The 25,386-nt window shown below is 68.2% G+C and carries 21 protein-coding genes and 1 pseudogene; 10 read left to right on the top strand and 12 right to left on the bottom strand.

Annotated features, from left to right (window positions below; translation table 11 throughout):
* Positions 1-30 precede the first annotated feature (30 nt).
* From recA to flgB, 8 genes are all read right to left on the bottom strand, one after another.
* Complete coding sequence (recA, locus tag F6X51_RS01250) at positions 31-1,134, bottom strand: recombinase RecA (RefSeq protein ID WP_150961190.1); 1,104 nt, start codon at positions 1,132-1,134, stop codon at positions 31-33.
* Positions 1,135-1,283: 149 nt separating this feature from the next.
* The gene (gene cckA / locus F6X51_RS01245; protein WP_150961188.1) at positions 1,284-3,983 is read right to left on the bottom strand and encodes a cell cycle histidine kinase CckA; all 2,700 of its coding nucleotides are present in this window, start codon (positions 3,981-3,983) and stop codon (positions 1,284-1,286) included.
* A 132-nt stretch (positions 3,984-4,115) separates the two neighbouring features.
* On the bottom strand, positions 4,116-5,183 hold the full coding sequence (gene flhB, locus F6X51_RS01240; RefSeq protein ID WP_150961186.1) for a flagellar biosynthesis protein FlhB: 1,068 nt from the start codon (positions 5,181-5,183) through the stop codon (positions 4,116-4,118).
* A gap of 23 nt (positions 5,184-5,206) precedes the next feature.
* The gene (gene fliR / locus F6X51_RS01235) at positions 5,207-5,971 is read right to left on the bottom strand and encodes a flagellar biosynthetic protein FliR (protein ID WP_150961184.1); all 765 of its coding nucleotides are present in this window, start codon (positions 5,969-5,971) and stop codon (positions 5,207-5,209) included.
* A gap of 32 nt (positions 5,972-6,003) precedes the next feature.
* Positions 6,004-6,270, bottom strand: a complete 267-nt coding sequence (gene fliQ, locus F6X51_RS01230; RefSeq protein WP_150961183.1) for a flagellar biosynthesis protein FliQ — start codon at positions 6,268-6,270, stop codon at positions 6,004-6,006.
* Positions 6,271-6,348: 78 nt separating this feature from the next.
* Positions 6,349-6,666 carry a flagellar hook-basal body complex protein FliE gene (gene fliE / locus F6X51_RS01225; protein ID WP_150961181.1) on the bottom strand — a complete coding sequence of 106 codons (318 nt, stop codon included), beginning with the start codon at positions 6,664-6,666 and terminating at the stop codon, positions 6,349-6,351.
* Between the two features lie 10 nt (positions 6,667-6,676).
* On the bottom strand, positions 6,677-7,084 hold the full coding sequence (gene flgC / locus F6X51_RS01220) for a flagellar basal body rod protein FlgC (RefSeq protein ID WP_150961179.1): 408 nt from the start codon (positions 7,082-7,084) through the stop codon (positions 6,677-6,679).
* Positions 7,085-7,119: 35 nt separating this feature from the next.
* Positions 7,120-7,533 (bottom strand): flagellar basal body rod protein FlgB, encoded by a 414-nt coding sequence (flgB, locus tag F6X51_RS01215; protein WP_150961177.1) that lies wholly within the window; start codon positions 7,531-7,533, stop codon positions 7,120-7,122.
* A gap of 228 nt (positions 7,534-7,761) precedes the next feature.
* Between flgB and F6X51_RS01210 the strand changes: the two genes are divergently transcribed.
* Positions 7,762-9,111, top strand: coding sequence for a hypothetical protein (locus tag F6X51_RS01210; protein WP_150961175.1), 1,350 nt, complete (start codon positions 7,762-7,764; stop codon positions 9,109-9,111).
* Between the two features lie 34 nt (positions 9,112-9,145).
* Here the strand turns inward: F6X51_RS01210 and F6X51_RS01205 are convergent, their stop codons facing one another.
* Entirely contained in the window at positions 9,146-10,429 is a 1,284-nt protein-coding gene (locus F6X51_RS01205) for an MFS transporter (RefSeq protein WP_150961173.1), read from the bottom strand.
* A gap of 201 nt (positions 10,430-10,630) precedes the next feature.
* Here F6X51_RS01205 and F6X51_RS01200 point away from each other — a divergent pair.
* The 5 genes and pseudogenes from F6X51_RS01200 to F6X51_RS01180 all read left to right on the top strand — a co-directional run.
* A pseudogene (locus tag F6X51_RS01200) lies at positions 10,631-10,885 on the top strand (alcohol dehydrogenase catalytic domain-containing protein); the annotation flags it as partial.
* A gap of 403 nt (positions 10,886-11,288) precedes the next feature.
* Positions 11,289-12,578, top strand: coding sequence for a CmpA/NrtA family ABC transporter substrate-binding protein (locus F6X51_RS01195; protein WP_407658400.1), 1,290 nt, complete (start codon positions 11,289-11,291; stop codon positions 12,576-12,578).
* The gene (gene ntrB / locus F6X51_RS01190; protein WP_407658406.1) at positions 12,578-13,462 is read left to right on the top strand and encodes a nitrate ABC transporter permease; all 885 of its coding nucleotides are present in this window, start codon (positions 12,578-12,580) and stop codon (positions 13,460-13,462) included. The genes F6X51_RS01195 and ntrB overlap by 1 nt, the downstream gene beginning before the upstream one ends.
* An 11-nt stretch (positions 13,463-13,473) precedes the next feature.
* Positions 13,474-14,268, top strand: coding sequence for an ABC transporter ATP-binding protein (locus tag F6X51_RS01185; protein WP_150961166.1), 795 nt, complete (start codon positions 13,474-13,476; stop codon positions 14,266-14,268).
* Between the two features lie 22 nt (positions 14,269-14,290).
* Positions 14,291-15,214 (top strand): GAF domain-containing protein, encoded by a 924-nt coding sequence (locus F6X51_RS01180; protein ID WP_150961164.1) that lies wholly within the window; start codon positions 14,291-14,293, stop codon positions 15,212-15,214.
* Between the two features lie 72 nt (positions 15,215-15,286).
* Here F6X51_RS01180 and F6X51_RS01175 read toward each other — a convergent pair whose 3' ends face one another.
* A complete protein-coding gene (locus tag F6X51_RS01175; protein ID WP_150961162.1) occupies positions 15,287-16,567 on the bottom strand; it encodes an O-acetylhomoserine aminocarboxypropyltransferase in 1,281 nt (426 codons plus the stop codon).
* Between the two features lie 211 nt (positions 16,568-16,778).
* Here F6X51_RS01175 and F6X51_RS01170 point away from each other — a divergent pair, with 211 nt between their 5' ends.
* From F6X51_RS01170 to F6X51_RS01160, 3 genes are all read left to right on the top strand, one after another.
* Positions 16,779-18,410, top strand: coding sequence for an ABC1 kinase family protein (locus F6X51_RS01170; protein ID WP_150961160.1), 1,632 nt, complete (start codon positions 16,779-16,781; stop codon positions 18,408-18,410).
* Between the two features lie 444 nt (positions 18,411-18,854).
* Entirely contained in the window at positions 18,855-19,241 is a 387-nt protein-coding gene (locus F6X51_RS01165; protein ID WP_150961158.1) for a response regulator, read from the top strand.
* 37 nt (positions 19,242-19,278) lie between these two features.
* Positions 19,279-20,568: an O-acetylhomoserine aminocarboxypropyltransferase/cysteine synthase family protein gene (locus F6X51_RS01160; protein ID WP_150961156.1), complete on the top strand. Its 1,290-nt coding sequence runs from the start codon at positions 19,279-19,281 to the stop codon at positions 20,566-20,568.
* Positions 20,569-20,583: 15 nt separating this feature from the next.
* On the opposite strand, the gene F6X51_RS28840 is transcribed toward F6X51_RS01160, so the two are convergent.
* Together F6X51_RS28840 and F6X51_RS01150 are read right to left on the bottom strand one after the other, a co-directional pair.
* A complete protein-coding gene (locus tag F6X51_RS28840) occupies positions 20,584-22,929 on the bottom strand; it encodes a putative bifunctional diguanylate cyclase/phosphodiesterase (RefSeq protein WP_150961154.1) in 2,346 nt (781 codons plus the stop codon).
* A 70-nt stretch (positions 22,930-22,999) separates the two neighbouring features.
* Positions 23,000-23,758, bottom strand: a complete 759-nt coding sequence (locus tag F6X51_RS01150) for an RNA methyltransferase (protein ID WP_150961152.1) — start codon at positions 23,756-23,758, stop codon at positions 23,000-23,002.
* A 379-nt stretch (positions 23,759-24,137) separates the two neighbouring features.
* Between F6X51_RS01150 and F6X51_RS01145 the strand changes: the two genes are divergently transcribed.
* The gene (locus tag F6X51_RS01145) at positions 24,138-25,352 is read left to right on the top strand and encodes an NADP-dependent isocitrate dehydrogenase (protein ID WP_150961150.1); all 1,215 of its coding nucleotides are present in this window, start codon (positions 24,138-24,140) and stop codon (positions 25,350-25,352) included.
* The last annotated feature ends 34 nt before the right edge of the window (positions 25,353-25,386 follow it).

Genomic DNA, 25,386 nt, shown 5'->3' with positions numbered 1-25,386 from the left:
TTCGTCGAGGGCAGCGCGGTGCCGGTGCGATCAGGCTTCGCCCTCGTCGAGATCGTCGTCGGTCGGCTGGGCGGTCTCGAGGATGCGTTCGGCCACGAGGCCGGAATTCTGGCGGATCGCGGCCTCGATCTTGTTGGCGATCTCAGGATTGTCGCGCAGGAAGCCCTTGGCGTTCTCGCGGCCCTGGCCGAGGCGCTGGCTCGCATGCGAGAACCACGCGCCGGACTTCTCGACGATCCCGGCCTTGACCCCGAGGTCGACGAGCTCGCCGACCTTCGAGACGCCCTCGCCGAACATGATGTCGAACTCGACCTGCTTGAAGGGCGGCGCGACCTTGTTCTTGACGACCTTCACGCGGACCTGGTTGCCGATGGCCTCATCCCGATCCTTGAGCGTCGAGATGCGGCGGATGTCGAGGCGGACCGAGGCGTAGAACTTCAGCGCGTTGCCGCCGGTGGTCGTCTCGGGCGAGCCGTACATCACGCCGATCTTCATGCGGATCTGATTGATGAAGATCACCATGCACTTCGAGCGGGAGATCGAGCCCGTCAGCTTGCGCAGGGCCTGGCTCATCAGGCGGGCCTGAAGACCGGGCTGCGAATCGCCCATCTCGCCCTCGATCTCGGCCCGGGGCGTCAGCGCCGCGACCGAATCGACGACCAGCACGTCGATCGCGCCGGAGCGCACGAGCGTGTCGGTGATCTCGAGGGCCTGCTCGCCGGTATCCGGCTGCGAGATCAGAAGATCGTCGAGGTTGACGCCGAGCTTGCGCGCATAGATCGGATCGAGGGCGTGCTCCGCGTCCACGAAGGCACAGACGCCGCCCTTCTTCTGCGCTTCCGCGATGGTGTGGAGCGCGAGCGTGGTCTTGCCCGAGGATTCTGGCCCGTAGATCTCGATCACGCGACCGCGCGGCAGGCCGCCGACGCCGAGGGCGATGTCGAGACCGAGGGAGCCGGTCGAGACCGTCTCCACCTCGGCCACCTTCTCGTTCTTGCCCAGCCGCATGATCGAGCCCTTGCCGAAGGCACGCTCGATCTGGGAGAGGGCGGCATCGATCGCCTTAGACTTGTCCTTGTCCATGCTGGGCGTATCCACCACTCTCAATGCAGATTGGGCCGTATCGCGGGCCATGGGCGGCTTCCTTATGCAGGGGAAAGGCGCCGTTCTCAATGCGCCTCGGATGCCGATGATGTACCTGTTTTGTTCTCATCCGGCAAGGGCCAGCGCGGGCGCTCCACCGCTTTTCGCGCGGGTTGGAGGCGCCGACGCCGGGGGTCGCGTCAGGACGCCATCGTGCGCTTCACGGTCTCGACGAGTTGTTTCAGGCTGAAGGGCTTGGGCAGGAAGTTGAAGGCCTCGCCCTCGGGCAGGTTCTTGCGGAACGCGTCCTCCGCATAGCCCGAGACGAAGATCACCTTCAGGTCCGGCCGGTGCTTGCGGATTTCCCGCAGCAGGGTCGGCCCGTCCATCTCCGGCATCACCACGTCCGAGACGACGAGGTCGATCACATGGCCGCCCTCGCCGACGATGCGCAGGGCCTCGAGGCCCGAGGCCGCCTCCAGCACCGTGTAGCCGCGGGCCGAGAGGGCCCGGCTGTTGACCGCCCGGACCGGGTCCTCGTCCTCCACCAGCAGGATGGTGCCCTGCCCGGTATGGTCGGCCGAGGGCTTGCGGGGCTCGGGCGCCTTGGCGTCCGAGCTTTCCGCCGTGGTGCCGCGAGCCGGCTTCTGCGCGGCGTCGTCACCGGTGTCGATGCCGGCCTTGCCGGCGATGCGCGGCATCGTGGCCGGCGGCAGGGCCGGGACGGGCTCGGCCTCCGGCTCGGCGGCGGGCTCGTGGCGCGGCAGGTAGATCCGGAAGGCGGTGCCCTCGCCGACCGTCGAGCGCACGTCGACGGTGCCGCCGCTCTGCTTGACGATGCCGAACACCGTGGACAGGCCGAGACCGGTGCCCTTGCCGATCTCCTTGGTGGTGAAGAACGGCTCGAAGATCTTCTCCATCAGCTCGGGCGGGATGCCCTCGCCGGTGTCGAGCACCTCGATCAACACGTGGTCGCCGGCCGGTGCGCCGGCGCGAGCCTCCGCGTCCTCGCTCGTCGCCGGCACGTTGGCGGTGCGCACGAGCAGGCGGCCGCCCTCCGGCATGGCGTCCCGGGCGTTGACCGCGAGGTTGACGATGACCTGCTCGAACTGGTTCACGTCGGCCTTGACCGGCCAGATGTCGCGCCCGTGCTTGAGCTCGAGGTCGACCCGCTCGCCGAGCAGGCGCTTCAGGAGGAGCGTCAGTTCGGACAAGGCCTCGCCGACATTCATGACCTCGGGGCGCAGGGTCTGGCGGCGCGAGAACGCGAGGAGCTGGCGCACGAGGCCCGCCGCCCGGTTCGCGTTCTGCTTGATCTGCATGATGTCCTGGAAGGCCGGATCCGTCGGCTTATGGCTGGCCAGGAGCAGGTCGGAATAGCCGATGATCGCCTGCAGGACGTTGTTGAAGTCGTGCGCGATGCCGCCGGCGAGCTGGCCGACCGTGTCCATCTTCTGCGTCTGCGCGACCTGCTGCTCCAGCTGGCGCTGGGCCGTGGTGTCGAGGGCGTAGAGGATCACGCATTCGCGGTCGGCCTCGTCCGCCGCCTGGTCGGAGGCGGGTCCTTCGCCGCCGGCGGGGCTGAGCCAGACCCGCGCCGAGCGGCTGCCGTTGCCCTTGAGGGATACCTCGATCGGCTCGATGTCGCCGAGGCCGCTCGCCGCGCGAACCAGGGAGGCATCGAGCGCCGCGCGGTCCCGCTCGATCACGGTCTCGCTCATGGTCGGCTCTGGGCCGGCCTCGCCGGTGCTGTCCTCGATGGCCTGGCGCGGCATGGCGCCGAACAGGCGAGCGAAGGAGGTGTTCGCCCGGGCGATATGGCCGGACCGGTCGAGGGTGGCGATGGCGATCGGCGAATTGTTGAGAAAACGCGCGAGCCGCACCTCGGCGGCCCGCTGGGGCTCGTCGAACTCCGCCCCCGCCGAACGATTGATCACGAAGGTGCGCGAGGAGCCCGGCTTGCCGTCCTTGCCGAAGGCGATACGGTGGTAGAGGCGGGCGGGAAGCGAGTGCCCGTTGCGGCGGCGCAGGTCGAGATCGAAGCGGTCCGTGCGAACCTCGCCGGGCAGGCCCGCCGTGCTCGTCAGCATGTCGGCGCCGGGCGCGATCTCGGACAGGTGGGGCCCCCCGGGGCCGACCGTCGCGAGGTCGTATCCGAGCCACGAGGCCAGCGTCGCGTTCATGTAGACGATCGTCCCGGCCGGATCGATCGAGAGGAAGCCTGCGGGCGCGTGATCGAGGTAGTCGATCGCGTGCTGAAGCTCCTGGAAGACGTTCTCCTGCCGCTCGCGTTCGTGGGTGATGTCGCTGACAGTCCACAGGGCCGCCCCGCGCCGCGGCCGGCTCAGCGCCCGGACGGAGATCCGAAACCACGCGAATTCCCGCTCCGCGGTGCCGCTCGGCGGCGGCGCCATGCGGATCTCCTCGATATGGCTGCGGCCGTCGCGGGCGGCCTGGGCGAGCCGGTAGATCGCCTCGGACACCTCCGGCGAGCCGACGAAGATGCGCTCCACCGAGCGCAGGTTCGAGAAGCTGTCGCCACCGGCGATCCGCAGGTAGGCTTCGTTGGCGTAGATCAGCCGGCCCCCCTCCTCGACCACCGTCGTGGCCTCGGGCGCAGCATCGACGATGCTCTTCGTGATGTCGTCGCGGGCACCCTGCCCGCTCAGCTGGATCGCCCCGATCGCGAGGGCGAACAGGAAGAAGACGCCCGCCATGGCGAGGAGCGCCAGCAGCCAGACGATCAGCGACTGCGCCTGCTCGTTGGCGACGAAGGACAAGCCGATCGCCGCGCCGACGAGAAGGCCCGCCAGCACGAGCAGCAGCCCGACGCGGCCCGGCCGCTCGGATCGGTCGATCGAGCCCGAAACCGGTGCCGTAGGTCCACTCAACTCAGCCATCGGGCCCCATCCAGCCGCACGGGCATCGGTTATCCCCGGGCCCGCTCGCGCAGCAAGGGGATTGTCTCGGGAAGTCTTAGAAAAGTCTCGCGAAAGAAGGTGGACAAACCGTGGCTATCCGGGCGTACCCTATCACGCCGCCCGGCGGCGCAGGCGCATGACGAAGCCGATCACCTCCGCGACCGCCCGGTAATGCTCCGCCGGGATCTCGTCGTCGATCTCGACGGTGGCGTGGAGGGCACGCGCGAGCGGCGGATTCTCCAGCACCGGAACGTCGTGCTCGGCCGCCACGGCGCGGATGCGCAGGGCGAGCGAATCGACACCCTTGGCGACGCAGATCGGTGCGGCCATGCCGGCCTCGTAGCGCAGCGCCACGGCGTAGTGGGTCGGGTTCGTCACGACGACGGTCGCCCCTGGGATCGCCGCCATCATGCGCTTCTTCACGCGGGCGGCGCGCAGCTGACGCATGCGGCCCTTCACCTCCGGGCTGCCCTCGCTCTCCTTCATCTCCTGCTTCATCTCCTCCTTCGACATGCGCAGGCGCTGGCGCCAGCGGAAGCGCTGGTAGAGGGCATCCGCCAGGGTGATGACGACGTAGATCGCCAGCACGCCCCCCATCAGCTTCAGGGCGATGCCGAGGATCGCCGGCAGGCAGGCAGCGGGGGACAGCCGGACGAAGACTTCGAGGCGGTCCCGGTCGCTCCACAGGATCGTCCCGACGACGACCCCCACCACGGCCATCTTGGCGAGACCCTTGCCGAACTGGAACAGCGCCTCGATGCCGAAGATGCGCTTGATGCCGGCCATCGGCGAGACCCGCTCGAACTTGAAGCCGAGGGTCTCGGTGGTGAAGACCAGGGGATGCTGCAGGAACCCGGCGGCGAGCACCGCCACCACGACGAGGCCGGTCGGGATCGCCAGGGCCTGCGCCCAGATCAGCAGGGAGCGGCTCGCGATGCCCGCATAGGCATGCGGGTCGGAGGGCACTGCGTGCGCGTTCATCAGGAAGCCGCGCATCTCGGTGAACAATCCCCCGGCGATCGGCCCCGAGGCGAGGAGCAGCGCCAGGGTGAAGGCCGCGAGGACGAAGAAGGTGTTGATCTCGACGCTGTTGGCGACTTCGCCGCGCTCGATCGCCTGATCGAGGCGTCGCTGGGTCGGCTCTTCTGTTTTGTCTTCCTGCTCGGTCCCCTCGGCCACGGCTCAGGCCTCCGCGACGCGGGTCAACGGCCGGTGAACTCGGCGAGATAGCGGCCGAGGTCGTCCAGGAACACGCCCATCATCACGCCGACGGATCCGAACAGGATCAGCATGCCGATGAGGATCGAGGCCGGCACGGCGACGAAGAACACCTGCAGCTGCGGCATCAGGCGCGAGAGCACGCCGAGGCCGAGGTTGAACAGGATCCCGAAGGCGATGAAGGGCGAGGAGATCTGCACGGCGAGGGTGAAGCCGCGTCCGATCGCCTTGACCGCCAGCATCGCGGCCTCGCCCATGCCCGGGACCGCGTTCGGCGGCAGCACCTCGTAGCTGCGCCCGATCGCGTCGAGGGCGAGATGATGCAGGTCCGCCGCGAGGATCAGGGTGACGCCGAGGAGCGACAGGAAGTTGCCGAGCGCGGCCTGCTGGCCGCCCATCGTGGGGTCGACGGTCATGGCGTAGGACAGGCCGAGCTGCTGCGACACGATGAGGCCGGCGGTCTGCAGCGCGGCCAGGACCATTCTCACGGTGAGGCCGAGCACCAGCCCGACCAGCGTCTCGCCGAACAGCAGCGCGACCAGCCCCGGCCCGGCGAGCGTGCCGTTCTGCAGCGGCAGGAGCGGGCGCACCATCGGGAACAGGACGAGCGAGACGAGAAGCGCGAAGCTCAGCCGCAGGCGGGCGGAGACGAGCTGCTCGCCGATGCCCGGCATCAACATGATCAGGGTGCCGACCCGCGCGAAGGTGAGCAGGTAGGCTGCCGCGACGGCCGGCAGGAGCAGGTTCATGCGGCTTCATAGCAGGGCCGGATTCCGCCGTCTCAGCCCCCGGCCACGATGCGGGCGGCGATGCGCGTCATGTAGCCCGCGAGCGCGTCGCCCATGAACGGCAGCATCAGCAGGAGTGCGGCGAAGACCGCCACGATCTTGGGCACGTAGATGAGGGTCTGCTCCTGGATCTGCGTCAGCGCCTGGATCAGAGACACCACGAGGCCGACGACGAGGGCGATGATCATCAGCGGGCCGGCCACCTTCAGAAAGACGAAGATGCCGTCGCGCGCGACGTCGAGGATGGCGAGGCCGGTCATGGGCTTCAGGGGTCTCGGGGACGGAGGCGGATGGGAAGGACTGAGCGCGGTGGGATCGTGCACGGCGGAGGGAGCGGCTCAGATCTGCATCCGCATGATTTCCTCGTAGGCCGAGATCATCCGGTCGCGCACGGCCACGAGGGTCTGGAGCGCCGTCTCGCTCTCGGCGACCGCCGTGACGACATCGACCACGTTGGCCTTGCCGGCGGCCACCGACAGGGCTTGCGCGTCCGCGTTCCGCCCGGTCTCTCCTACGGAATCGAGGGCCGAGGTGAGGAGCGACTGGAAGTTGCTGCCTGTCGCGTTCTGCGCCTGCTGGACCTTGGGCGCACCTTTGAGGCCGCCGATGTTCTGGACGGAGGCGTAGGCTCCGGCCGCAAAGTTGCTCGATGCCATGGCGCGGCCCCTACTTCAGGATCTCGAGGGTGCGGGAGATCATCCGGCGCGTCGTCGTCACCATGTTGAGGTTCGCCTCGTAGGAGCGCTGAGCCTCGCGCATGTCCATGTTCTCGATCAGGGCGTTGACGTTGGGCATCCGCACCTCGCCCTTGGCGTCGGCGGCGGGGTTGCCCGGATCGTACTTGGTGCGGAACGCCGTCGGGTCGCGGCGCACGCGCCCGGCCTCGACGAGGCTCGCGCCCGTCTCCCGGTCGACGTGCTGGGTGAAGGTCGCGATCTTCCGGCGGTAGGGCTCGACATTCGAGGACGTCGCCACGGAATCGGCGTTGGCGATGTTCTCGGCGATGATGCGCATCCGGCCGGACTGGGCCTTCAGTCCGGAGGCGGCGATGCTGAGGGATTTCAGGAAGTCCATGACGCGGTCTCCGGCAGCGCGGGCTATGTCCGGGGTCAGCGCTTGCCGACCGCGATCTTCAGGGCATCGAGGCTCTTCTGGTAGAGCGAGGCGGCGAGCTGATAATCCGACTGGTTGTCGCCGGCCTTCAGCATCTCCTCCTCGAGGTTCACCCCGTTCCCGCTCGGGCTGACCTCGAAGCTCTTGACCCGCCGCGGATCCGCCCCGACGCCGTCGCCGCTGCCTGCCGTCGCGATGTGCGTCCCGCTGGTCAGCGTCAGGGAGACACCGGAGCTGCCCTGCGCGAGCTCGCCCGTCGCGGTGTTGAAGCGCGGCGCGGTGAGGTCGCGCGGCCTGAAGCCCGGCATGTCGGCATTGGCCACGTTCTCGGCGATCAGCTTCTGCCGGGCCTGATGCCACTGCATCTTGGTCCGGAGCATGCTGAGGATCGGCAGGTCGGTGACGGCCACGGCGGTCGCGCCTCGGTTCGGCAACCCGGCCGGAACAGTTCCGCTCGGTCGGCAAAATCTGCCGGCTTCATGGTTAACGTCGAGTTAAGGTGTCGCCCCGCGACGCGCCCCCGCGGTATGCTGTTAACGAAGTCTTAAGGTTGATTGCCCGGTTCGTGCCCGGCCATGATATTCAGGGTCCGAGTTGGGCCGGACCGTGCGGCCTGCGTAAAAAGCGAGACTTCCGCCTTGTCAGCGTTCTTCGGCTCGGATGGCTCCTTCGTCCTCCAGTTCGCCATCATCTTCCTCGTCATCCTCGCCGTCCTGACGGCGATCGTGCTCGTCGTGCGGCGGTTCTCCGGCAGGGGGCTCTCCCTCTCGTCCAAGGGCACGCCGCGCGGGCGTCAGCCGCGGCTCGGGATCGTCGACGTCTACGAACTCGACAGGCAGCGGCAGCTGATTCTCCTGCGACGCGACAACGTCGAGCACCTCCTGCTCGTCGGCGGACCGAACGATGTCGTCATCGAGCGCCACATCCAGCGCGGCCTGCGCGCCGGCGCCGACCCGATCCTGCGGACGGAGCCGCTCCCTGAAGCCCAACCCGAATCCCTCGACGAACCGGCGCTGGAAACCCCGGAGATCGCGGCGCGCCGGGCCGAGCAGCCCCGGTTCGAGCCGGACTTCCCGATTCCCCTCGTGGTGCCTCCCGCTGCGCCGGAGCCGAGCGCGCCCGCGCCGGCTCCTGACGGGGCCATGTCGGATGCCGAGCCGCGACGTGCGCAGGCCGAGGATGCGCCCGAGCCCCCGCGCCGCGCCGAGGCGGCCCCGAAGCGCCCGCTGAGCCGGTCCACGCCGCCCCTGATCAATCCACGCCCCGACGTCGCCTCCGAGCGGGCGCGGACCGAGCCGTCCTTCGCGGACGCGCTCGCGGCCAAGCCGGTGGTCACGCCGCCTCAGCCGCCGCTTCCCCCCTCCCCCGTGACGGCTCCGGCCGAACCGCGCGCCGTGGATGCCGGCATCCTGTCCGACATGGCGCGGCAACTCGAGATCGCGCTGGCCCGCCCGGCCTCGGCGGTGACGCCCCCGCCCGGTGCCACCCAGGCGGCGCGCCCGGTGCCTGGGCCGACGCCTCCGACGCCTCCGGCGGCTTCCGCGCCGCCGACGCCGCCCCGCCCGGCCCCGTCCTTCGAGCCGCCGCGTCCCGCCGCTCGGACCTCGCCTGCGCCCGCTGAACCGGCGACCGACCCGATGGCGGCCGCAATGGCCGCTTCGCAAACGAGCGTTCCCGCAGCGGGGCAAGCGGAGGCGGCGGCCGTCGCTCCTCCGGTCATCACCCCGGCGCCCGAGCCGAAGCCGGTCGTGACGGCGCCGCCGAAGCCCTTCCTGCCGCAGCCCCCGGCCGCTCCGGCGCCGGGCCCTCAGGCGCAGACGCCGGCGCCCGCGCCGCCCGTCGGTGCATCTCCCGCGCAAGCGGCCCCCCCGGCGCCCGCGCAGGCACCGTCATCCAGCACGAAGCCGGCGCCGAACCCCTTCTCCGTCGAGGAGATCGAGGCCGAGTTCGCCCGGCTGCTCGGCCGGCCCCTCGACAAGAAGGGCTGATCGCAGCGCGTGACCCGCGGCGCGAGCGAGGGGTTCAGACGGCGCGCCGTGCCGTCTCCGGCATCAGGAACACGGCGACGAAACTGATCGCCGCCGCGATCCCCAGATAGACGCCGACCCAGGCGATTCCGCCCCACTCGACCAGGCGTTGCGCCAGGTAGGGCGCGCCCGAGGCGCCGAGAATGCCCGCGAGGTTGTAGGTGACGGACGCCCCCGTGTAGCGGACGCGGGTCGGAAAAAGCTCCGGCAGCAGCGCTCCCATCGGGCCGAACAGCCAGCCCATCGCCAGGAGGCCGAGGCAGAGGAAGCCGAGGACGAGGCCGGCCTGCCCGCTGCCGAGCATCGGTCCGAGCAGGAAGCCGAGGGCGATCGTCGCCAGGAGCCCCGACAGCAGGACCGGGCGGCGCCCGAACCGGTCCGCCGCGGCGCCGGAGAGCGGGATGCCGAGCGCCATGAAGCAGACGGCGACGCACTCGAACAGCAGGAAGGTCGGGCGGGAATAGCCGAGGGCGGTGGTTCCGTAGCCGAGTGCGAAGACGGTCGAGAGGTAGAACACCGCGTAGCAGGCGACCATCGCGAGGGTGCCGAGGAGCGTGGCGCGCCCGTGCCGGGTGAGGATGGTGGCGAGCGGCACGCGCTCCGGCGCCTCGCGGGCGAGAGCGGCCTTGAACAGCGGCGTCTCGGTCAGTTTCAACCGCACGTAGAGACCGACGCCGACGAGGCCCGCGGATGCGAGAAACGGCAGCCGCCAGCCCCAGGCCTGGAAGCTCTCGGCATCGAGCCCGAGGCTCAGCGCCAGGAAGCAGAGATTCGCCGAGATGAAGCCCACCGGGGCTCCGAGCTGCGGGAAGATGCCGTACCACGCGCGCCGGCCGGGCGGTGCGTTCTCGACCGCGAGCAGCGCCGCGCCGCCCCACTCGCCGCCGAACCCGAGGCCCTGCCCGAACCGCAGCAGGCAGAGCGCCGCCGGCGCGAACCATCCGGCCGTCTGGTAGGAGGGCAGGCAGCCGATCAGGACGGTCGAGATCCCCATGATCATCAGCGAGGCGACGAGCGTCGCCTTGCGGCCGATGCGATCGCCGAAATGCCCGAAGAGCGCCGCCCCGATCGGCCGCGCCACGAAGGCGATCGCGAAGGTCGCGAAGGCGCTCAGGAGCTGCACCCCGGGTTCGCCCGGCGGGAAGAAGATCGGTCCGATCACCAGGGCGGCCGCGGTCGCGTAGACGTAGAAATCGTAGAACTCGATCGCCGTGCCGACGAAGCTCGCCACGAGGATGCGACGGGCGGATGCGCCGCCGGGCGGAGGGATCTCAGGCATGGACTCGGGTTGGTCTCGCGGGTTCGGCGCGTCTCGTTAGAGCAGCCTCGCCCGTTTGGACAGCCTCGCCCCTCCCGAGACCGCGCCGAAATGCTCGCTTAACATTATCCTATGTGAATCTCAATAATTCCCGCAAGCCGAAGGAATTCTGGTGGGTTTGATGGAGAAAATTGCCTCGTTGCAGCAGCCGGAGGAATGATGATGCGAGCACTGGTCTGGCACGGAACGCAGGACATTCGCCGCGACACCGTTTCAGATCCTCAGATCGAGCATGAGCGCGACGCGATCATCAAGATCACGGCCTGCGCGATCTGCGGCTCCGACCCCCACCTCTGCGATCACGTCATGCCCGGAAGGAAGTCCGGGGACATCATGGGCCACGAGAGGATGAGCGAGGTCGTCGAAACCGGCCGCGGCGTCGGCGGTGCCCTGAAGGAGGGCGACCGCATCGTCGTGGCTATCCGCGGGGCGTCCCGGGGTGCGACCCGCGATTTCGTGATTGCCAAAGGCTTCCGGAGCTCGGACGCCCTGAATCGCTTCAAGGCCTGACGCCCCCGGCTGCGGCGGCCGGATGCCGTTTCGCGGGCACAGCGCACAACAATTGTGCGAAGCAGCATCCGGGCCGCCGAGCGCGCCTTCGGGCGCGCTCGTGCGGTCTGCGTAGGGTTTGCGGAGCCGCCATCGCCGGTTCGGTCTGGCACAATTCCTGCTCGCTCTGCCTCGCCCATCAATGGCGACGGGCAGCCTCCACCAGCAATGGCGCTGAACCGACCTGTCGTCCCCGCACTCGCGGACGGCCGGGGCATGGGTTCGCGCGGCGGAGTGGAGGCGAGCGAACGAGAGCAGGATTCAGGTGTCGATGCAGAACGGTGAGCTCAAGACCCGGCGGACCCTCCTGAAGGGAGCGGCTGCCGCCCTGTCGCTGACGGCCGCCGCGCGGCTGGCCCTACCGGGCGGAGCCTTCGCGCAGGGCGCGGGCCCCGAGGTCAAGGGAGCCAAGCTCGGCTTCATCGCGCTCACCGACGCGGCGCCCCTCTTCGTCGCCAAGGAGAAGGGCATCTTCGCCAAGCACGGCATGCCCGACGTCGAGGTCCTGAAGCAGGCGTCCTGGGGCACCACCCGCGACAACCTCGTGCTCGGATCCGAGGGCAACGGCATCGACGGCGCCCATATCCTGACCCCCATGCCCTACCTGATCAGCGCCGGGCGGGTCACCCAGAACAACGTTCCGGTGCCGATGTACATCATGGCCCGGCTCAACCTCGCCGGCCAGTGCATCTCGGTGGCGAAGGAGCATATGGGCGACAAGGTCGCCCTCGACGCGAGGCCCTTCAAGGCGGCGCTCGAGAAGAAGAAGGCCTCCGGCAAGTCCGTGAAGGCTGCCATGACCTTCCCGGGGGGCACCCACGACCTCTGGATCCGCTACTGGCTCGCCGCCGGCGGCATCGACCCCGACAAGGATATCGAGACCATCGTCGTGCCGCCGCCCCAGATGGTGGCGAACATGAAGGTCGGCACGATGGATTGCTTCTGCGTCTGCGAGCCTTGGAACGCGCAGCTCATCAGCCAGGGCATCGGCTACACGGCGCTGACCACCGGCGAACTCTGGAAGGACCATCCGGAGAAGGCCTTCGCGATGCGGGCCTCCTTCGTCGACAAGTACCCGAACGCCTCCAAGGCCCTGCTGATGGCCGTGATGGAAGCGCAGCAATGGTGCGACAGGCCCGAGAACCGGGATGAACTCGCCGGGATCGTCGCAAAGCGCCAATGGATCAACGTGACGGTCGGCGACGTGGTCGAGCGCATGAAGGGCAATTTCGATTACGGCGACGGCCGCAAGGTCGAGAACAGCCCGCACATCATGAAGTACTGGGCCGACAACGCTTCCTACCCGTACCAGTCGCATGACCTCTGGTTCCTCACCGAGGATATCCGCTGGGGCAAGTTCGACCCGACGACGGACACCAAGGCGCTCATCGCCAAGGTCAACCGCGAGGACCTGTGGCGCGACGCGGCCAAGACCCTCGGGGTCTCGGCCATCCCGACATCCACGTCGCGGGGCAAGGAAACCCTGTTCGACGGCAAGGTCTTCGATCCGGCCGACCCGAGCGCCTACCTCGCCAGCCTCGGCATCAAGAGGGTTGCATGATGGCCTCCACCACGACCCTCGACGGGAAGGTCAGCCTCGGCACCGCCGGCCGCGACGCGGCCGGCGTGAAGGCGCGCGGCCTTCCCCGGATCTCGAGCAAGAGCCTCTCGAAGATCGTCGCGATCGTCCTGCCGCCCCTCGTCGTTCTGACGGCCTTCCTGCTGTTCTGGGAAGTCGCCTGCTCGCGCCCGGGCGCCGGTCTGCCGCCGCCCTCCCGCGTCGTGAGCGAGGCCTGGCCGATCATCGTCGATCCGTTCTTCGACAACGGCGGCACGGACAAGGGGCTCTTCTGGCATATCTCCGCGAGCCTTCAGCGGGTGGCGCTCGGCTTCGCCCTCGCGGCGATCGGCGGGATCCTGATGGGGACCCTCGTGGGTCAGTCGGAATGGGCCATGCGCGGGCTTGACCCGATCTTCCAGGTGCTCCGCACCATCCCGCCGCTCGCGTGGCTGCCGCTGTCGCTCGCGGCCTTCCGCGACGGGCAGCCCTCGGCGATCTTCGTGATCTTCATCACGTCGATCTGGCCGATCATCATCAACACCGCGGTCGGCATCCGGAACATTCCGCAGGATTACCGCAACGTCGCCGCGGTGGTGCGCCTCAACCCGCTCGAGTTCTTCTTCAAGATCATGCTGCCCTCGGCCGCCCCCTACATCTTCACGGGCCTGCGGATCGGCGTCGGCCTGTCCTGGCTCGCCATCGTGGCGGCGGAGATGCTGATCGGCGGCGTCGGCATCGGGTTCTTCATCTGGGATGCCTGGAACTCCTCGCACATCAGCGAGATCATCGTGGCGCTCGTCTATGTCGGCGTCATCGGCTTCATCCTCGACCGTCTGGTGGCAGGGCTCGGACGCCTCGTCACCCGCGGCACCAGCGCGGCGTAGGGGGATTGTCCATGGCCCATCTCGATCTCTCACAGGTCGGCATCAGCTTCACGCGCGCCGGCAAGACGACGGAAGTCCTGCGGGACGTGAACCTGAAGATCGCCAAGGGCGAGTTCGTCTCGATCATCGGGCATTCCGGCTGCGGCAAGTCGACGGTGCTCAACATCGTGGCGGGCCTCCTGAAGGCCTCGACGGGCGTCGTGCTCCTCGACGGCAAGGAAGTCTCGAGCCCCGGCCCCGAACGGGCGGTGGTGTTCCAGAACCACTCGCTCCTGCCCTGGCTCACGGTCCGCGAGAACGTGGCGCTCGCCGTCGACAAGGTACTGGCGAAGAAGAAGTCCAGGGCGGAGCGGAGCGCCTGGATCGAGCACAACCTCGCCCTCGTGAACATGATGCATGCGGCAGACAAGCGTCCGAACGAGATCTCGGGCGGCATGAAGCAGCGCGTCGGCATCGCCCGGGCGCTCGCCATGGAGCCGACCGTGCTCCTCATGGACGAGCCCTTCGGCGCCCTCGACGCGCTGACGCGCGCCCATCTCCAGGACCAGCTCATGGAGATCCAGATGCGGTTGAAGAACACCGTCATCATGATCACCCACGACGTGGACGAGGCGGTGCTCCTCTCCGACCGGATCGTCATGATGACGAACGGCCCCTCGGCGACGATCGGCGAGGTCCTGACCGTGCCGATGGCCCGGCCGCGCAAGCGCCTCGAACTCGTCGAGGACAAGGACTACGTGCACTGCCGGGCGGAGGTGCTGGAATTCCTCTACGCAAGACACGCCCGGCCGGCGCTCGCCGCCTGACACCGGCCGCCGCCGAATGGCCATGCGCTCCTTCATCCGCGCCGCCGAGATCTGGCTTCCGAGCCCGGACGGCGCGGAGCTGGTCTTCGGCGACGGCCTCTACGGCGCGCTCGATGCGTTCCGCGAGCACAGCCGGGCCGTCCGCTTCCGCAAGGGCGAGGGATTGCCCGGCGCGGCCTGGGCTGCCCGTCATCCGATCGTGATCAAGAGCCTGAAGGATTCGTCCTTCCTGCGCATCGCGAAGGCCTCCGAGGCCGGCCTGACCTCCGGGATCGCGATGCCGATCTTCGCCGGGGACGCCATCAAGGCCGTCGTCGTGCTGCTGTGCGGCGACGATGCCGGGCATGTCGGCGCGATCGAGGTCTGGAAGAACGATCCGGAGGAGGACGCCCAGATCGGCCTCCACGACGGGTATTACGGGGCTGCCGAACTCTTCGAGACGATCTCGCGGATGAAGCGGTTCGGAAGGGGCTTCGGCCTGCCCGGAAGCGTCTGGGCGGCGGATATGCCCATCGTCCTGCGGGAGATCTACCGGTCGGAGCGTTTCCTGCGCCAGGAGGAGGCGCAGCAGGTCGGGCTGACCCTCGGGCTCGGCCTCCCGTGCAACTACGATCCCGGCCGGACCTGGGTGATGGTGTTCCTTTCCGCCCGCGGCACCCCGATCGCCCGAAGCTTCGAGATCTGGCGCCCGGACGCGGAGGGCCGGCACCTCGTCTACGACGCGGGCCTGTCCGAGGATGAGGCCGCGCGCCCGGCCCGCATCGGGCTCGGCGAAGGGCTCCTCGGGAAGCTGCTGAGCACCGGCGTCCCGGCGATCAGCGAGGATTGTGCCGCCGACGCGCCCTGGCTCGCCGGACCTGATGGGCAAGGCGGCCGTGCCGCCCTCGCGATCCCGACCCTCGACCCGGAGGGCCGGCTGAAAGCCATCACGGCTTGGTGCTTCTGAATTCGACGACCCGAGGGACGGCGCGGACAATGCGCGCGCCGGCGTCGGTTGTGACCAGCTGAGGAGCCGGCTTCACGCCGTCAGGGCGGCGTCGAGGTCCTCGATCAGGTCCGCGGGATCTTCCAGGCCGATGGAGAGGCGAACCACCTCCGGCCCGGCGCCCGCCGCGGTCTTCTGCGCATCCGTCAGCTGCCGATGCGTGGTCGAGGCCGGGTGGATCACGAGCGAGCGGGTATCGCCGATATTGGCGAGGTGCGAGAACAACTGCAGGTTGGAGACGAGCTTCACGCCCGCCTCGTAGCCATCCGTGAGGCCGAATGTGAAGACGGCGCCGGCGCCATGCGGCGTGTAGCGCTTCGCGAGCTGATGGTAGCGATCGGTCTCGAGCCCCGGATAGCTGACCCAAGCGACCGCCGGGTGCTGCGACAGATGGGTCGCGACCACGAGCGCGTTGTCCGAATGGCGCTGCATGCGCAGGGGCAGCGTCTCGATGCCGTTGAGGATCAGGAAGGCGTTGAAGGGCGAGAGCGCCGGGCCGAGGTCGCGCAGGCCGAGCACGCGGCAGGCGATGGCGAAGCCGAAATTGCCGAACGTCTCGGAGAGCACCATCCCGGCATATTCCGGCCGCGGCTGGCTCAACATCGGGTAGCGGTCGTCGCCAGCCCATTTGAAGCTGCCGCCATCGACGATCAATCCGCCGATCGAGTTGCCGTGGCCGCCGAGGAACTTGGTCGCCGAATGCACGATGATGTCGGCCCCGTGCTCGAAGGGGCGGATCAGGTACGGCGTCGCCATGGTGTTGTCGACGATGAGCGGGATCTTGTGGCGCTTGGCGACCTGAGCGATCGCCGCGATATCGGTGATCACGCCGCCCGGATTGGCGATCGACTCGCAGAAGATCGCCTTGGTGCGGGGCGTGATCGCCCGCTCGAACGAGGACGGATCGTCGGTGTCGGCCCAGACCACCGACCAGCCGAAATTCTTGTAGGAGTGGTTGAACTGGTTGATCGAGCCGCCGTAGAGCTTGTTCGCCGCCACGAACTCGTCGCCGGGCTGCATCAGCGCGTGCATGGTCAGGAACTCGGCCGCGTGACCCGACGCCACCGCGACCGCCGCGGTGCCGCCCTCGAGAGCCGCGATCCGCTCTTCCAGGACCGCGTTCGTCGGGTTGGTGATCCGCGAATAGATGTTGCCGAAGGCTTGCAGCCCGAACAGGGAGGCCGCATGGTCGACATCGTCGAACACGAAGCTGGTGGTCTGATAGATCGGGGTCGCCCGCGCGCCGGTCGCCGCGTCGGGGGCGGCGCCCGCGTGGATCGCCAGCGTGTTGAAGCCGGGCAGGCGGTCGGTCATCGGTGTCTCCTCGGGCTGGCCATGCGGAGCCGTGTACGCCCGGGCGCGAGAGCGGCGCAAGGCGTTGCCGGCGGGTGCGGCACGGCGCGCGAAGGGCGTGGGCGCCATTCCGTACGGACGTTTGCGCAGCCCCGACCCTAAAAAAGTCGGAACCGCGTGATGTCCCCGGGGCCTGGCTGCCTCACTGCGCCTCTACGGGTCGAACCGCTCAATGCTGAAAACCGCCTTCGTTGCCGCGCGCGATCGTCAGCGCCTGTCCGAGATCGCCACGATCCTGATCGGCTTCGGCGTCAACAAGGTCGTGGACCGCCTCGGGCTCCGCTACATCCCGCTGCTTCCCCGGCGCAAGCCGCGGGTCGATGTCACGCGGCTGTCCCAGCCCGAGCGCCTGCGCCGCGCGATCGAGGCGTTGGGACCGACTTTCATCAAGTTCGGGCAGGTCCTCGCGAGCCGGCCGGACCTGCTCTCCCCCGCCTGGACCGAGGAACTGGAGAAGCTGCACAGCCAGGTCTCGCCGGTGCCCTGGGACCTGATCCGGCCGCAGCTCGAAGCCGATCTCGGTGCCTCGCCGAACGAGATCTTCGCCGAGTTCGACCTCAACCCGATCGCGTCCGCGTCGATCGCGCAGGTGTACCGGGCCCGGCTCCATTCCGGCGAGGAGGTCGTGGTCAAGGTGCTGCGGCCGGGCCTGCGCAAGATCATCGAGGCGGATCTGCGCCTGATGGCGCACGGCGCGCGCATCGTCGAATCCGAATGGCCCGACATGGCGCGCTACCAGCCGCGCGAGCAGATGCGTCACCTCGCGGCGGGTCTGAACGGCGAGCTCGACCTTCTCAACGAGGCTCGCAACTGCGAGTTGCTTGCCGCGATCTTCGAGGGTCGCGATGACATCGTCTTCCCGAAAATCTTCTGGGAATGGTGCTCGGAACGCGTCCTCGTTCAAGAATTCATCCACGGCATCTCCCCGAACGACGAGGTCGGCTTGCAGGCCGCCGGGGTCGACAAGAAGCTTCTCGCCCAGAAGGGAACGGATGCCTTCCTGCGGATGGCGCTGATCGAGGGCGTGTTCCACGCCGATCCGCATCCCGGCAACCTGCTGGCGATGTCGGGCGATCGCATCGGCTTCATCGATTTCGGCATCATCGGCCGCCTGTCGCAGAAGCGCCGGAACCAGCTCCTCGTGCTGATCGGCGCCATGCTCAAGCAGGACGCCGACGGCCTCATGGCGGTCCTCCTCGACTGGACCGGAACGAGCAATCCCGATCTGACCAAACTCGAAGCCTCGGCCCAGGCCTTCGTCGAGAGCCATTCCTCGATCCCGCTCAATCTCGGGCTCGTGCTCACCGACTTCATGACGATGGCCCGCGAGAACGACCTCGCGATGCCGACCGACCTCGCCATCCTGTTCAAGGGACTCGTCACCGCGGACGGCGTGATGCGCCAGCTCGACCCGAACTTCGATCTCTTCGCCGCTGCCGGCCCGACGGTGCGCTCGACGATGCAGACGCAGTTCTCCCTCAAGGGGATCAAGCGCAAGGCCGAAGCGCTCAGCGTTGGTCTCTTCGGCGCGGCCTCCGAGCTGCCGACCCTGATTCACCTGATGCTGGTGCGCCTGAAGCAGGGGCGCGTCACCGTCGAGATCGAGGTGAAGGGGCTCGACAAGGTGACGCGCGGCATCGAGCGCGCGGCCGCGCGCGTCGCCGTCGCCCTCGTGGTCGCCGCCTTCGCGACCCAGCTCGCCCCCCGGCTGATCGACCTCGGGACGCCGGTCTTCATCACGATCGGCATGATGGTGTTCACGATCGGTGTCGGCTGGCTCGTATTGCTTGGCCGAAACAAATGAGAAGTTTCACCGAGCCGGATTCGCTCAAGTCGTCACCTGAATGAACATCGATATTCCGTAGCCGGATATTGGTGGCTCCGACGCGGCGTGTCGACGGCCGGCTGGCAGCGGATCGTGAGGCGTCGAGCCGGCGGTCGATGGTCCGCCCGGTCGCGTCCCGACGCGGACCGGGTTCGGAACCCGCCTGTTCGAGCGCGGCTTGAGCCAGAGCTTCGACGGCATGGTCCGCCGCAGGATCCGAGCACGGGCGTCGTCCTGACCCTCGACGCACCGCTCACGGCCCACTTCGACAACGCCGTCTCGGGGTTCGATCGACGACGCGATGTCGGTCCAGGTTGCGACGAGGGGCGAGCCACCGGTGGACCCGAGCCCCGCCGGTCCTTGACGGGGCGTGGCGCGGGGAATAGGCCCCGGACTCCTGTTCAAGGGATCGCCTCAGGCCTGATGACTGACACTCCGTCCGAGCAACCCGTCGTTCTCCTCGTGGAAGATGACGGCCTTCTCCTGATGGAAGCGTCCGACACGCTGACGGATGCGGGCTTCACGGTGGTCGAGGCGACCCATGCGGACAAGGCCCTGAAGGTTCTGGAAAATCGCGACGATGTCGGCCTGCTCATGACCGATGTCGACATGCCGCAGGGCTCGATGGACGGGTTCGCGCTGGCGCGCCTCGTCGCCGATCGCTGGCCCGCCATTCCGGTTCTGGTGGTCTCCGGGATGGGTACGCCGGGCCCGCACGACATGCCGGACGGCGCTCGCTTCATTCCCAAGCCCTACGAGCCCAAGACGCTGGTCCGAACGTTGCGGGCCTTCGTCCGGCGCGCGGCCTGAATCGCCGGTCGCCCCACCGACCCAAGAAGTCGAGCCGATGTCAGACACCCGTTCCCACCGCTTCGCCACCCAGGCGATCCACGCGGGCGCCGCGCCCGATCCCGCCACCGGCGCGCGGGTGCAGCCGATCTACTTCACCAATGGCTTCGTGTTCGACTCGACCGAGCAGGCGGCCGACATCTTCGCGATGCGCCGTACCGGCTTCTCCTACTCGCGCGGCTCGAACCCGACCGTCGCGGCCCTGGAGCGCCGCGTGGCCGCCCTGGAGGGCGCCAAGGCCGCGGTCGCTGTCTCATCCGGGCAGTCGGCGGTGCTCCTCGTCCTCCTGACCCTGATGAGGAGCGGGGACGCCTACGTCGCCTCCTCGCGCCTGTTCGGTGGATCGCTCGGGCTCATGCGCCGTCTCGACGGGCGCTACAACCTCAAGCCTCAGTTCACGAAGGGACTGACCCCGGAGGATTTCGAGGCGGCGATCACGCCGGAGACGCGCGCGATCGTCTGCGAGTCGATCGTGAACCCCTGCGCCACCGTGATGGACCTCGAGGGCATCGCCGCGGTGGCGCGGCGCCACGGCCTGCCGCTGATCGTCGACAACACCCTGGCGTCTCCGGCGCTCATCCGGCCGATCGAGCACGGGGCCGACATCGTGGTGCACTCGACGTCGAAATTCCTCGGCGGGTCCGGCCAGACCATCGGGGGCGTCATCTGCGACGCGGGCTCGTTCGAATGGACGAAGCACGGGCATTACAATCTCATCACCGACCCTTGGCCCGATTACGATGGGCTCGTGATCACCGAGCGCTTCCCGGACATCAGCTTCGCGGTCGCGTGCCGTCTGTTCGGCCTGCGCGACCTCGGTCCGGGCCTCTCGCCGATGAACGCCTTCCTGACCCTGACCGGCATCGAGACGCTGCCGCTGCGCATGGCGCGGCATTGTGCGAACGCGCGGGCGGTGGCGGCCCATCTCAAGGACCATGCGAAGGTCGCCTGGGTCAGCTATCCGGATTTGCCGGGCCAGACCGGAGAGGCTTTGGCCAAGCGCTACGTGCCGCAGGGTCCGGGCTCGATCTTCACCTTCGCGCTCAAGGCTGGCAAGACCTCGGCGCTGAAGTTCATCACCAGCCTGGAGCTGATCTCGCACCTCGTGAATATCGGCGAGATCAAGTCACTGGCGATCCATCCGGCGACGACCACGCACCGCCAACTCGATGACAGCGACAAGGCGGCTGCCTGCGTTGGCCCCGATACGGTGCGCCTCTCGATCGGTCTTGAGAACGTCGAGGATCTGATCGCCGATATCGATCAGGCCCTCGCTCAGGTCGACTGAGCGAAACGGAGGGCGTCACCCCGCGGCAGCGAGATCTGCGAACTCCGCGGACGGTGTGGCGAGGGCGCCGACACCCTTCTGCAGAAGCCGGGGAATGCGGCTCGACGCGATCGGCTTGGCGTAGAGGTAGCCCTGGGCGAAGGTGCAGCCGCCCGCCTGCAGGAAGCGCGCCTGCTCGACCGTCTCGACACCTTCGGCCGTGACGTCGAGACCGAGGCTGCGACCGAGCTGCAGCACGGCCGTCACGATGGCGGCGTCGTTGACGTCGCGTGTCAGGTCGTTGACGAAGCTGCGGTCCACTTTGATTTCATCCACGGGAAACCGCTTCAGGTGGGTGAGGGACGCGTAGCCCGTCCCGAAATCGTCGAGGGCGACGCGGATCCCGGCGGCATGAAGGCGCTCGAGGACCTCGGCCACCCGCTCGCCGCGCCCACCGAGCAGGACGGTCTCGGTGACTTCGACCCCGAGACGGGCCGTCGGCAGCCCGGACGCCTCGAGCATGGTGAGGAACGTTTCGGCAAGGTCGCGTTCGACGAACTGCGCGGTCGAGAGGTTCACGAAGATCCTGCCGGGATCGAGACCGCTGGTGAGCCAGCTGCGCAGGTCGAGCGCAACTTGCTGCGCGATCCGCGTCCCGAGGGCCGCGCCGATTTCCGGATCGTCGAAGGCCGAGGCGAAGGCCGCAGGTGCCAGCAACCCGCGCGCCGGGTGGTGCCAGCGTGCCAGAGCCTCGAATCCGACGATCGCGCCCGTGTCGAGATTGACCTTCGGCTGATAGAACGGAACGATGCCGCCCTCCTCCAAAGCCGTCCGGATCTCGCGGGCGATCGTGACGCGCTCCTCGATGTTCGCGCGCAGCGCCGGCTTGAAAAGGGCGGCCTGGTTTCGTCCCGCGGCCTTGGCTGCGTAAAGCGCGAGATCCGCGTTGGTGAGGAGATCGGCCGCGTTGCGGGCGTGCTCCGGGTAGAGTGAGAGGCCGAGGCTCGCACGCGGTGAAACGCTGCGGCCACCGATCGCCACGGCCGGGGCCAGCACATCCGGGATCGCGGCCGCAACGGCGTGAATGCGCTGGCTCTGTTCCCGGGTTCCCGAATCCCCAGCGAGGATCAGCACGAACTCGTCGCCACCGAGCCGCGCCACAAGGTCCCCGGGTCCCACCAGGGTCGAGAGACGCTGTGCGACCTCCTTGAGGAGCATGTCCCCGGCATCGTGCCCGAGGGTGTCGTTCACCTCCTTGAAGGCGTCGAGATCGAGCAGGATCAGGCCGATATGGGACTGCTCACGCTCGGCACGCGCCAGCGAGGCATCGAGGGTCGCCTGGAACAGGGCGCGATTGGGAAGGCCCGTCAGCACGTCGTGGTGGGCGGCATCGCGGATCATCTCCTCGGCCGCCTTGCGGCTGGTGATGTCGACGAGGCTTGTGATCACGCAGGGACGGCTTCCGATCTGAACGGAATCGGCAGACAGCAGGACGTCCCGGCGGTCACCCTCGACGGTTCTCAACGCGATCTCGATGTCGCGCACCGTCGCGTGGCGATCGAGTTCGGCCTGGACGCGCTTGCGTTCCGCGATGCCGATCAGATCCCGCGTGCTCAGAACCTCCAGATCGCCCGGGGTGCCGATCTCGAAGAACGAGCGGGCGGCATCGTTCATGTTCACGAAGCGACCGTCGCGCTGATCGGACACGACCACCGGGATCGGAACCGCCTTGAAGAGGGCCTCGAAGAGCTGGCGACTATCCTGAAGCTCCTGGTTGGCGCGCCGCTCGGCCTGCATGGCGATCCACTCGAGGCGACGAAGCCGGTTCGAGCGCACGACGACGAGGAGCAGCGCAACGTTCGCCATGACGGCCGCCAGCCCGAGGCCGATACTCGTCGCGGGCAGGGGCGGCGGCAGCGCGTAGCCGGCGAGGAGCAGGCCCGATGTCCCAACGCCGACCATCACGGTCCACCGGAAGCTCGTCGGCACAACGAGAAGGAAGATCGCAGGCAACATCAGGACGACGAACAGGGCGATATCAGAGCGGGACGACACGAGGAGCGCGACGCAGACCGCAGTGGCCATTTCCCAGCCGAGGATGAGCCGCTGAAGCCACGGAAAATTTTGCGCCCGCGGGGCGAGGCCGAGGCAGAGCAGCGAGACCACGACCACGCCGAGACGCGCCGGAACCGCCACGACGAAGTGGGGATCACCCGCGAAGCGCCAATCGCTCGCGAGAAACAGGAAGTTGAGGATCGCCGCGAGCCCAAACAGCAATCGGGCGTGCCGAAGCGTCTCGGGCAGGCGCTCCGCCTGAAAGGCCGCTTCGCGGAGTGGATCCGCGAACTCGCCGCCGATGGTGCTGAGTGAGTTGGGTTGCATGGGCCGGCATGCTCGCAGCCAAAGCTGTGGAGGTTGTTAATGCGTGCCGACTCCGTTCTCGCGCATTCGCTCAATCGTTCGATGGCGCCGCCGCGTGCCGGCTCAGCGCACGCAGCGCCCCCCGGAAGGTCCGGACATCCTGCTCCGTCATCGCCATCCGGTGGAGCATGTCACGCATGTTGCGGGCGATGATCTCCCGCTTCTCGGGCGGGTAGAAACCCGCCGCCGCGAGCCCCTCCTCGAGGCTCGCGAAGAGCGACAGCATGGCTTGCCGCGTCGCGGGGGGCGACAGCAGCTCGCCGGTGAACGGAAGCGCGGCCCGGCCGGTGGCCCGGCGCCATTCATACCCCATCAGCAACACGCCCTGGGCGAGGTTGAGCGATGGGAAATCGGCTGAGACCGGGAAGGTCACGATCGCATCGGCCAGCGACACCTCGTCGTTGGTCAGGCCCACGCGCTCGCGTCCGAACATCACGCCGACACCTTGGCCCTCGCGCCGCGCGACTTCGGTCATCGCGGCCTCCGGTGCGAGCACGCGCTTCATCTGGCCGCGCTCGCGGGCCGTCGTGGCGAGCACGTAATGCAGATCGGCGATGGCCTCGGGAACGCTGTCGAAGATCCTGGCCGCATCGAGGACGTGGGTGGCGCCGGAGGCCGCCTCGCGCACGCCCTTCTTCGGCCAGCCGTTCTTCGGATTGACGAGGCGCAACTCCGACAAGCCGAAATTCGCCATCGCGCGGGCGGTCATCCCGATATTCTCGGCCAGTTGCGGCTCCACCAGGATGATGGCCGGCGCGACGCCCGGAGAGATCTCGATCTGCTTGGACATGAACCGCGTGGGACGAGCGAACCGACGTTGCTCTTAGCCCGCCGGCGATCCGGTTTTCCAGGCCGTTCTTCCGAAACGCACGCGACAACCCGTGTGCCCGTTGAAGTCCGAAACTCGGCGCATCCGGACTTGGACCGCGGGCTCCTGCGAGGGGATTGGCTGGGCGCGAGATCGCGCGCGCCCGGAGACCGCGCAGTCGTCCACGCGCAGCGCAGACGTTCGGTCCCGGCCTGACAGGAGGCTGCCTCTGTCAGCCAAACCCGAGGGGCCGAAGCCTTTTCCCGCCGGACCCTCCACGCTATGACCCGCATCCGCGGGCGCACGCACCTTGCATGGGATCGTGCCCGCGGACGTAGGGCATCAGGGAAGGCATCGGCTTATGGGCAAGATCAAGGTGGCGAACCCCGTCGTCGAACTCGACGGCGACGAGATGACCCGGATCATCTGGGCCGAGATCAAGAACAAGCTGATCCACCCCTATCTCGACGTCGATCTGGACTACTACGACCTCGGCGTCGAGCATCGGGACGCCACGAACGATCAGGTCACGGTCGATGCCGCCAATGCGATCAAGCGGCACGGCGTCGGCGTGAAGTGCGCGACCATCACCCCCGATGAGGCGCGCGTGAAGGAATTCAACCTGAAAGAGATGTGGAAGTCGCCCAACGGCACCATCCGCAACATCCTCGGCGGCGTCATCTTCCGCGAGCCCATCATCTGCAAGAACGTGCCCCGCCTGGTCCCGGGCTGGACGCAGCCGATCGTCGTCGGGCGCCATGCCTACGGCGACCAGTACAAGGCGACCGACTTCAAGGTGCCGGGCAAGGGCCGCCTGACCATCAAGTTCGAGGGTGATGACGGGACCGTCATCGAGAAGGAGGTCTTCACGTTCCCGGACGCCGGCGTGGCCCAGGCGATGTACAACCTCGATGCGTCGATCCGCGACTTCGCCCGCGCCTCGATGAATTACGGCCTGAACCGCAAGTACCCGGTCTACCTGTCGACCAAGAACACGATCCTCAAGGCCTATGACGGTCGCTTCAAGGACCTGTTCGAAGAGGTCTACCAGAACGAATTCAAGTCGCGCTTCGATGCGGCCGGCATCACCTACGAGCACCGCCTCATCGACGACATGGTGGCCTCGGCCCTCAAGTGGTCCGGCGGCTATGTCTGGGCGTGCAAGAACTACGACGGCGACGTGCAGTCCGACACCGTGGCGCAGGGCTTCGGCTCCCTCGGCCTGATGACCTCGGTACTGCTCACCCCCGATGGCCAGACGGTCGAGGCGGAGGCCGCCCACGGTACCGTGACGCGCCACTACCGCGAGCACCAGAAGGGCAAGGAGACCTCGACGAACTCGATCGCGTCGATCTTCGCCTGGAGCCGCGGCCTCGCGCACCGGGCGAAGCTCGACGACAACGCGGATCTGGCGAAGTTCGCCACCAAGATCGAGACGGTCTGCGTCGACACCGTCGAGGCGGGCTTCATGACCAAGGACCTCGCGCTCCTCGTCGGGCCGGACCAGAAATGGCTCTCGACCACGGGCTTCCTCGACAAGGTCGACGAGAACCTGAAGGCCGCGATGGCCCTCTGACGGGGTCGCGTGGGCTGCGCCACGGCGCAGCCCG

The sequence above is a fragment of the Methylobacterium planeticum genome, from assembly GCF_008806345.1.
Classification (GTDB): Bacteria; Pseudomonadota; Alphaproteobacteria; order Rhizobiales; family Beijerinckiaceae; genus Methylobacterium; species Methylobacterium planeticum.
The sequence above is the reverse complement of the archived record's forward strand: the minus strand, read 5'-3'. Positions and strand labels throughout refer to the sequence as shown.

What these genes read in the sequence shown, in the direction of transcription:
- F6X51_RS01205 (WP_150961173.1), bottom strand. Translation starts at nt 10,429, where the DNA reads ATGCCTGAGATCCCTCCGCCCGGCGGCGCATCCGCCCGTCGCATCCTC.
- F6X51_RS01165 (WP_150961158.1), top strand. Translation starts at nt 18,855, where the DNA reads ATGACTGACACTCCGTCCGAGCAACCCGTCGTTCTCCTCGTGGAAGAT.
- F6X51_RS01145 (WP_150961150.1), top strand. Translation starts at nt 24,138, where the DNA reads ATGGGCAAGATCAAGGTGGCGAACCCCGTCGTCGAACTCGACGGCGAC.
- F6X51_RS01175 (WP_150961162.1), bottom strand. Translation starts at nt 16,567, where the DNA reads ATGACCGACCGCCTGCCCGGCTTCAACACGCTGGCGATCCACGCGGGC.
- F6X51_RS01150 (WP_150961152.1), bottom strand. Translation starts at nt 23,758, where the DNA reads ATGTCCAAGCAGATCGAGATCTCTCCGGGCGTCGCGCCGGCCATCATC.
- F6X51_RS01180 (WP_150961164.1), top strand. Translation starts at nt 14,291, where the DNA reads ATGCGCTCCTTCATCCGCGCCGCCGAGATCTGGCTTCCGAGCCCGGAC.
- cckA (WP_150961188.1), bottom strand. Translation starts at nt 3,983, where the DNA reads ATGGCTGAGTTGAGTGGACCTACGGCACCGGTTTCGGGCTCGATCGAC.
- F6X51_RS01160 (WP_150961156.1), top strand. Translation starts at nt 19,279, where the DNA reads ATGTCAGACACCCGTTCCCACCGCTTCGCCACCCAGGCGATCCACGCG.
- F6X51_RS01195 (WP_407658400.1), top strand. Translation starts at nt 11,289, where the DNA reads ATGCAGAACGGTGAGCTCAAGACCCGGCGGACCCTCCTGAAGGGAGCG.
- flgC (WP_150961179.1), bottom strand. Translation starts at nt 7,084, where the DNA reads ATGGACTTCCTGAAATCCCTCAGCATCGCCGCCTCCGGACTGAAGGCC.
- ntrB (WP_407658406.1), top strand. Translation starts at nt 12,578, where the DNA reads ATGGCCTCCACCACGACCCTCGACGGGAAGGTCAGCCTCGGCACCGCC.
- recA (WP_150961190.1), bottom strand. Translation starts at nt 1,134, where the DNA reads ATGGCCCGCGATACGGCCCAATCTGCATTGAGAGTGGTGGATACGCCC.
- F6X51_RS01185 (WP_150961166.1), top strand. Translation starts at nt 13,474, where the DNA reads ATGGCCCATCTCGATCTCTCACAGGTCGGCATCAGCTTCACGCGCGCC.
- fliR (WP_150961184.1), bottom strand. Translation starts at nt 5,971, where the DNA reads ATGAACCTGCTCCTGCCGGCCGTCGCGGCAGCCTACCTGCTCACCTTC.
- F6X51_RS01170 (WP_150961160.1), top strand. Translation starts at nt 16,779, where the DNA reads ATGCTGAAAACCGCCTTCGTTGCCGCGCGCGATCGTCAGCGCCTGTCC.
- fliE (WP_150961181.1), bottom strand. Translation starts at nt 6,666, where the DNA reads ATGGCATCGAGCAACTTTGCGGCCGGAGCCTACGCCTCCGTCCAGAAC.
- fliQ (WP_150961183.1), bottom strand. Translation starts at nt 6,270, where the DNA reads ATGACCGGCCTCGCCATCCTCGACGTCGCGCGCGACGGCATCTTCGTC.
- F6X51_RS28840 (WP_150961154.1), bottom strand. Translation starts at nt 22,929, where the DNA reads ATGCAACCCAACTCACTCAGCACCATCGGCGGCGAGTTCGCGGATCCA.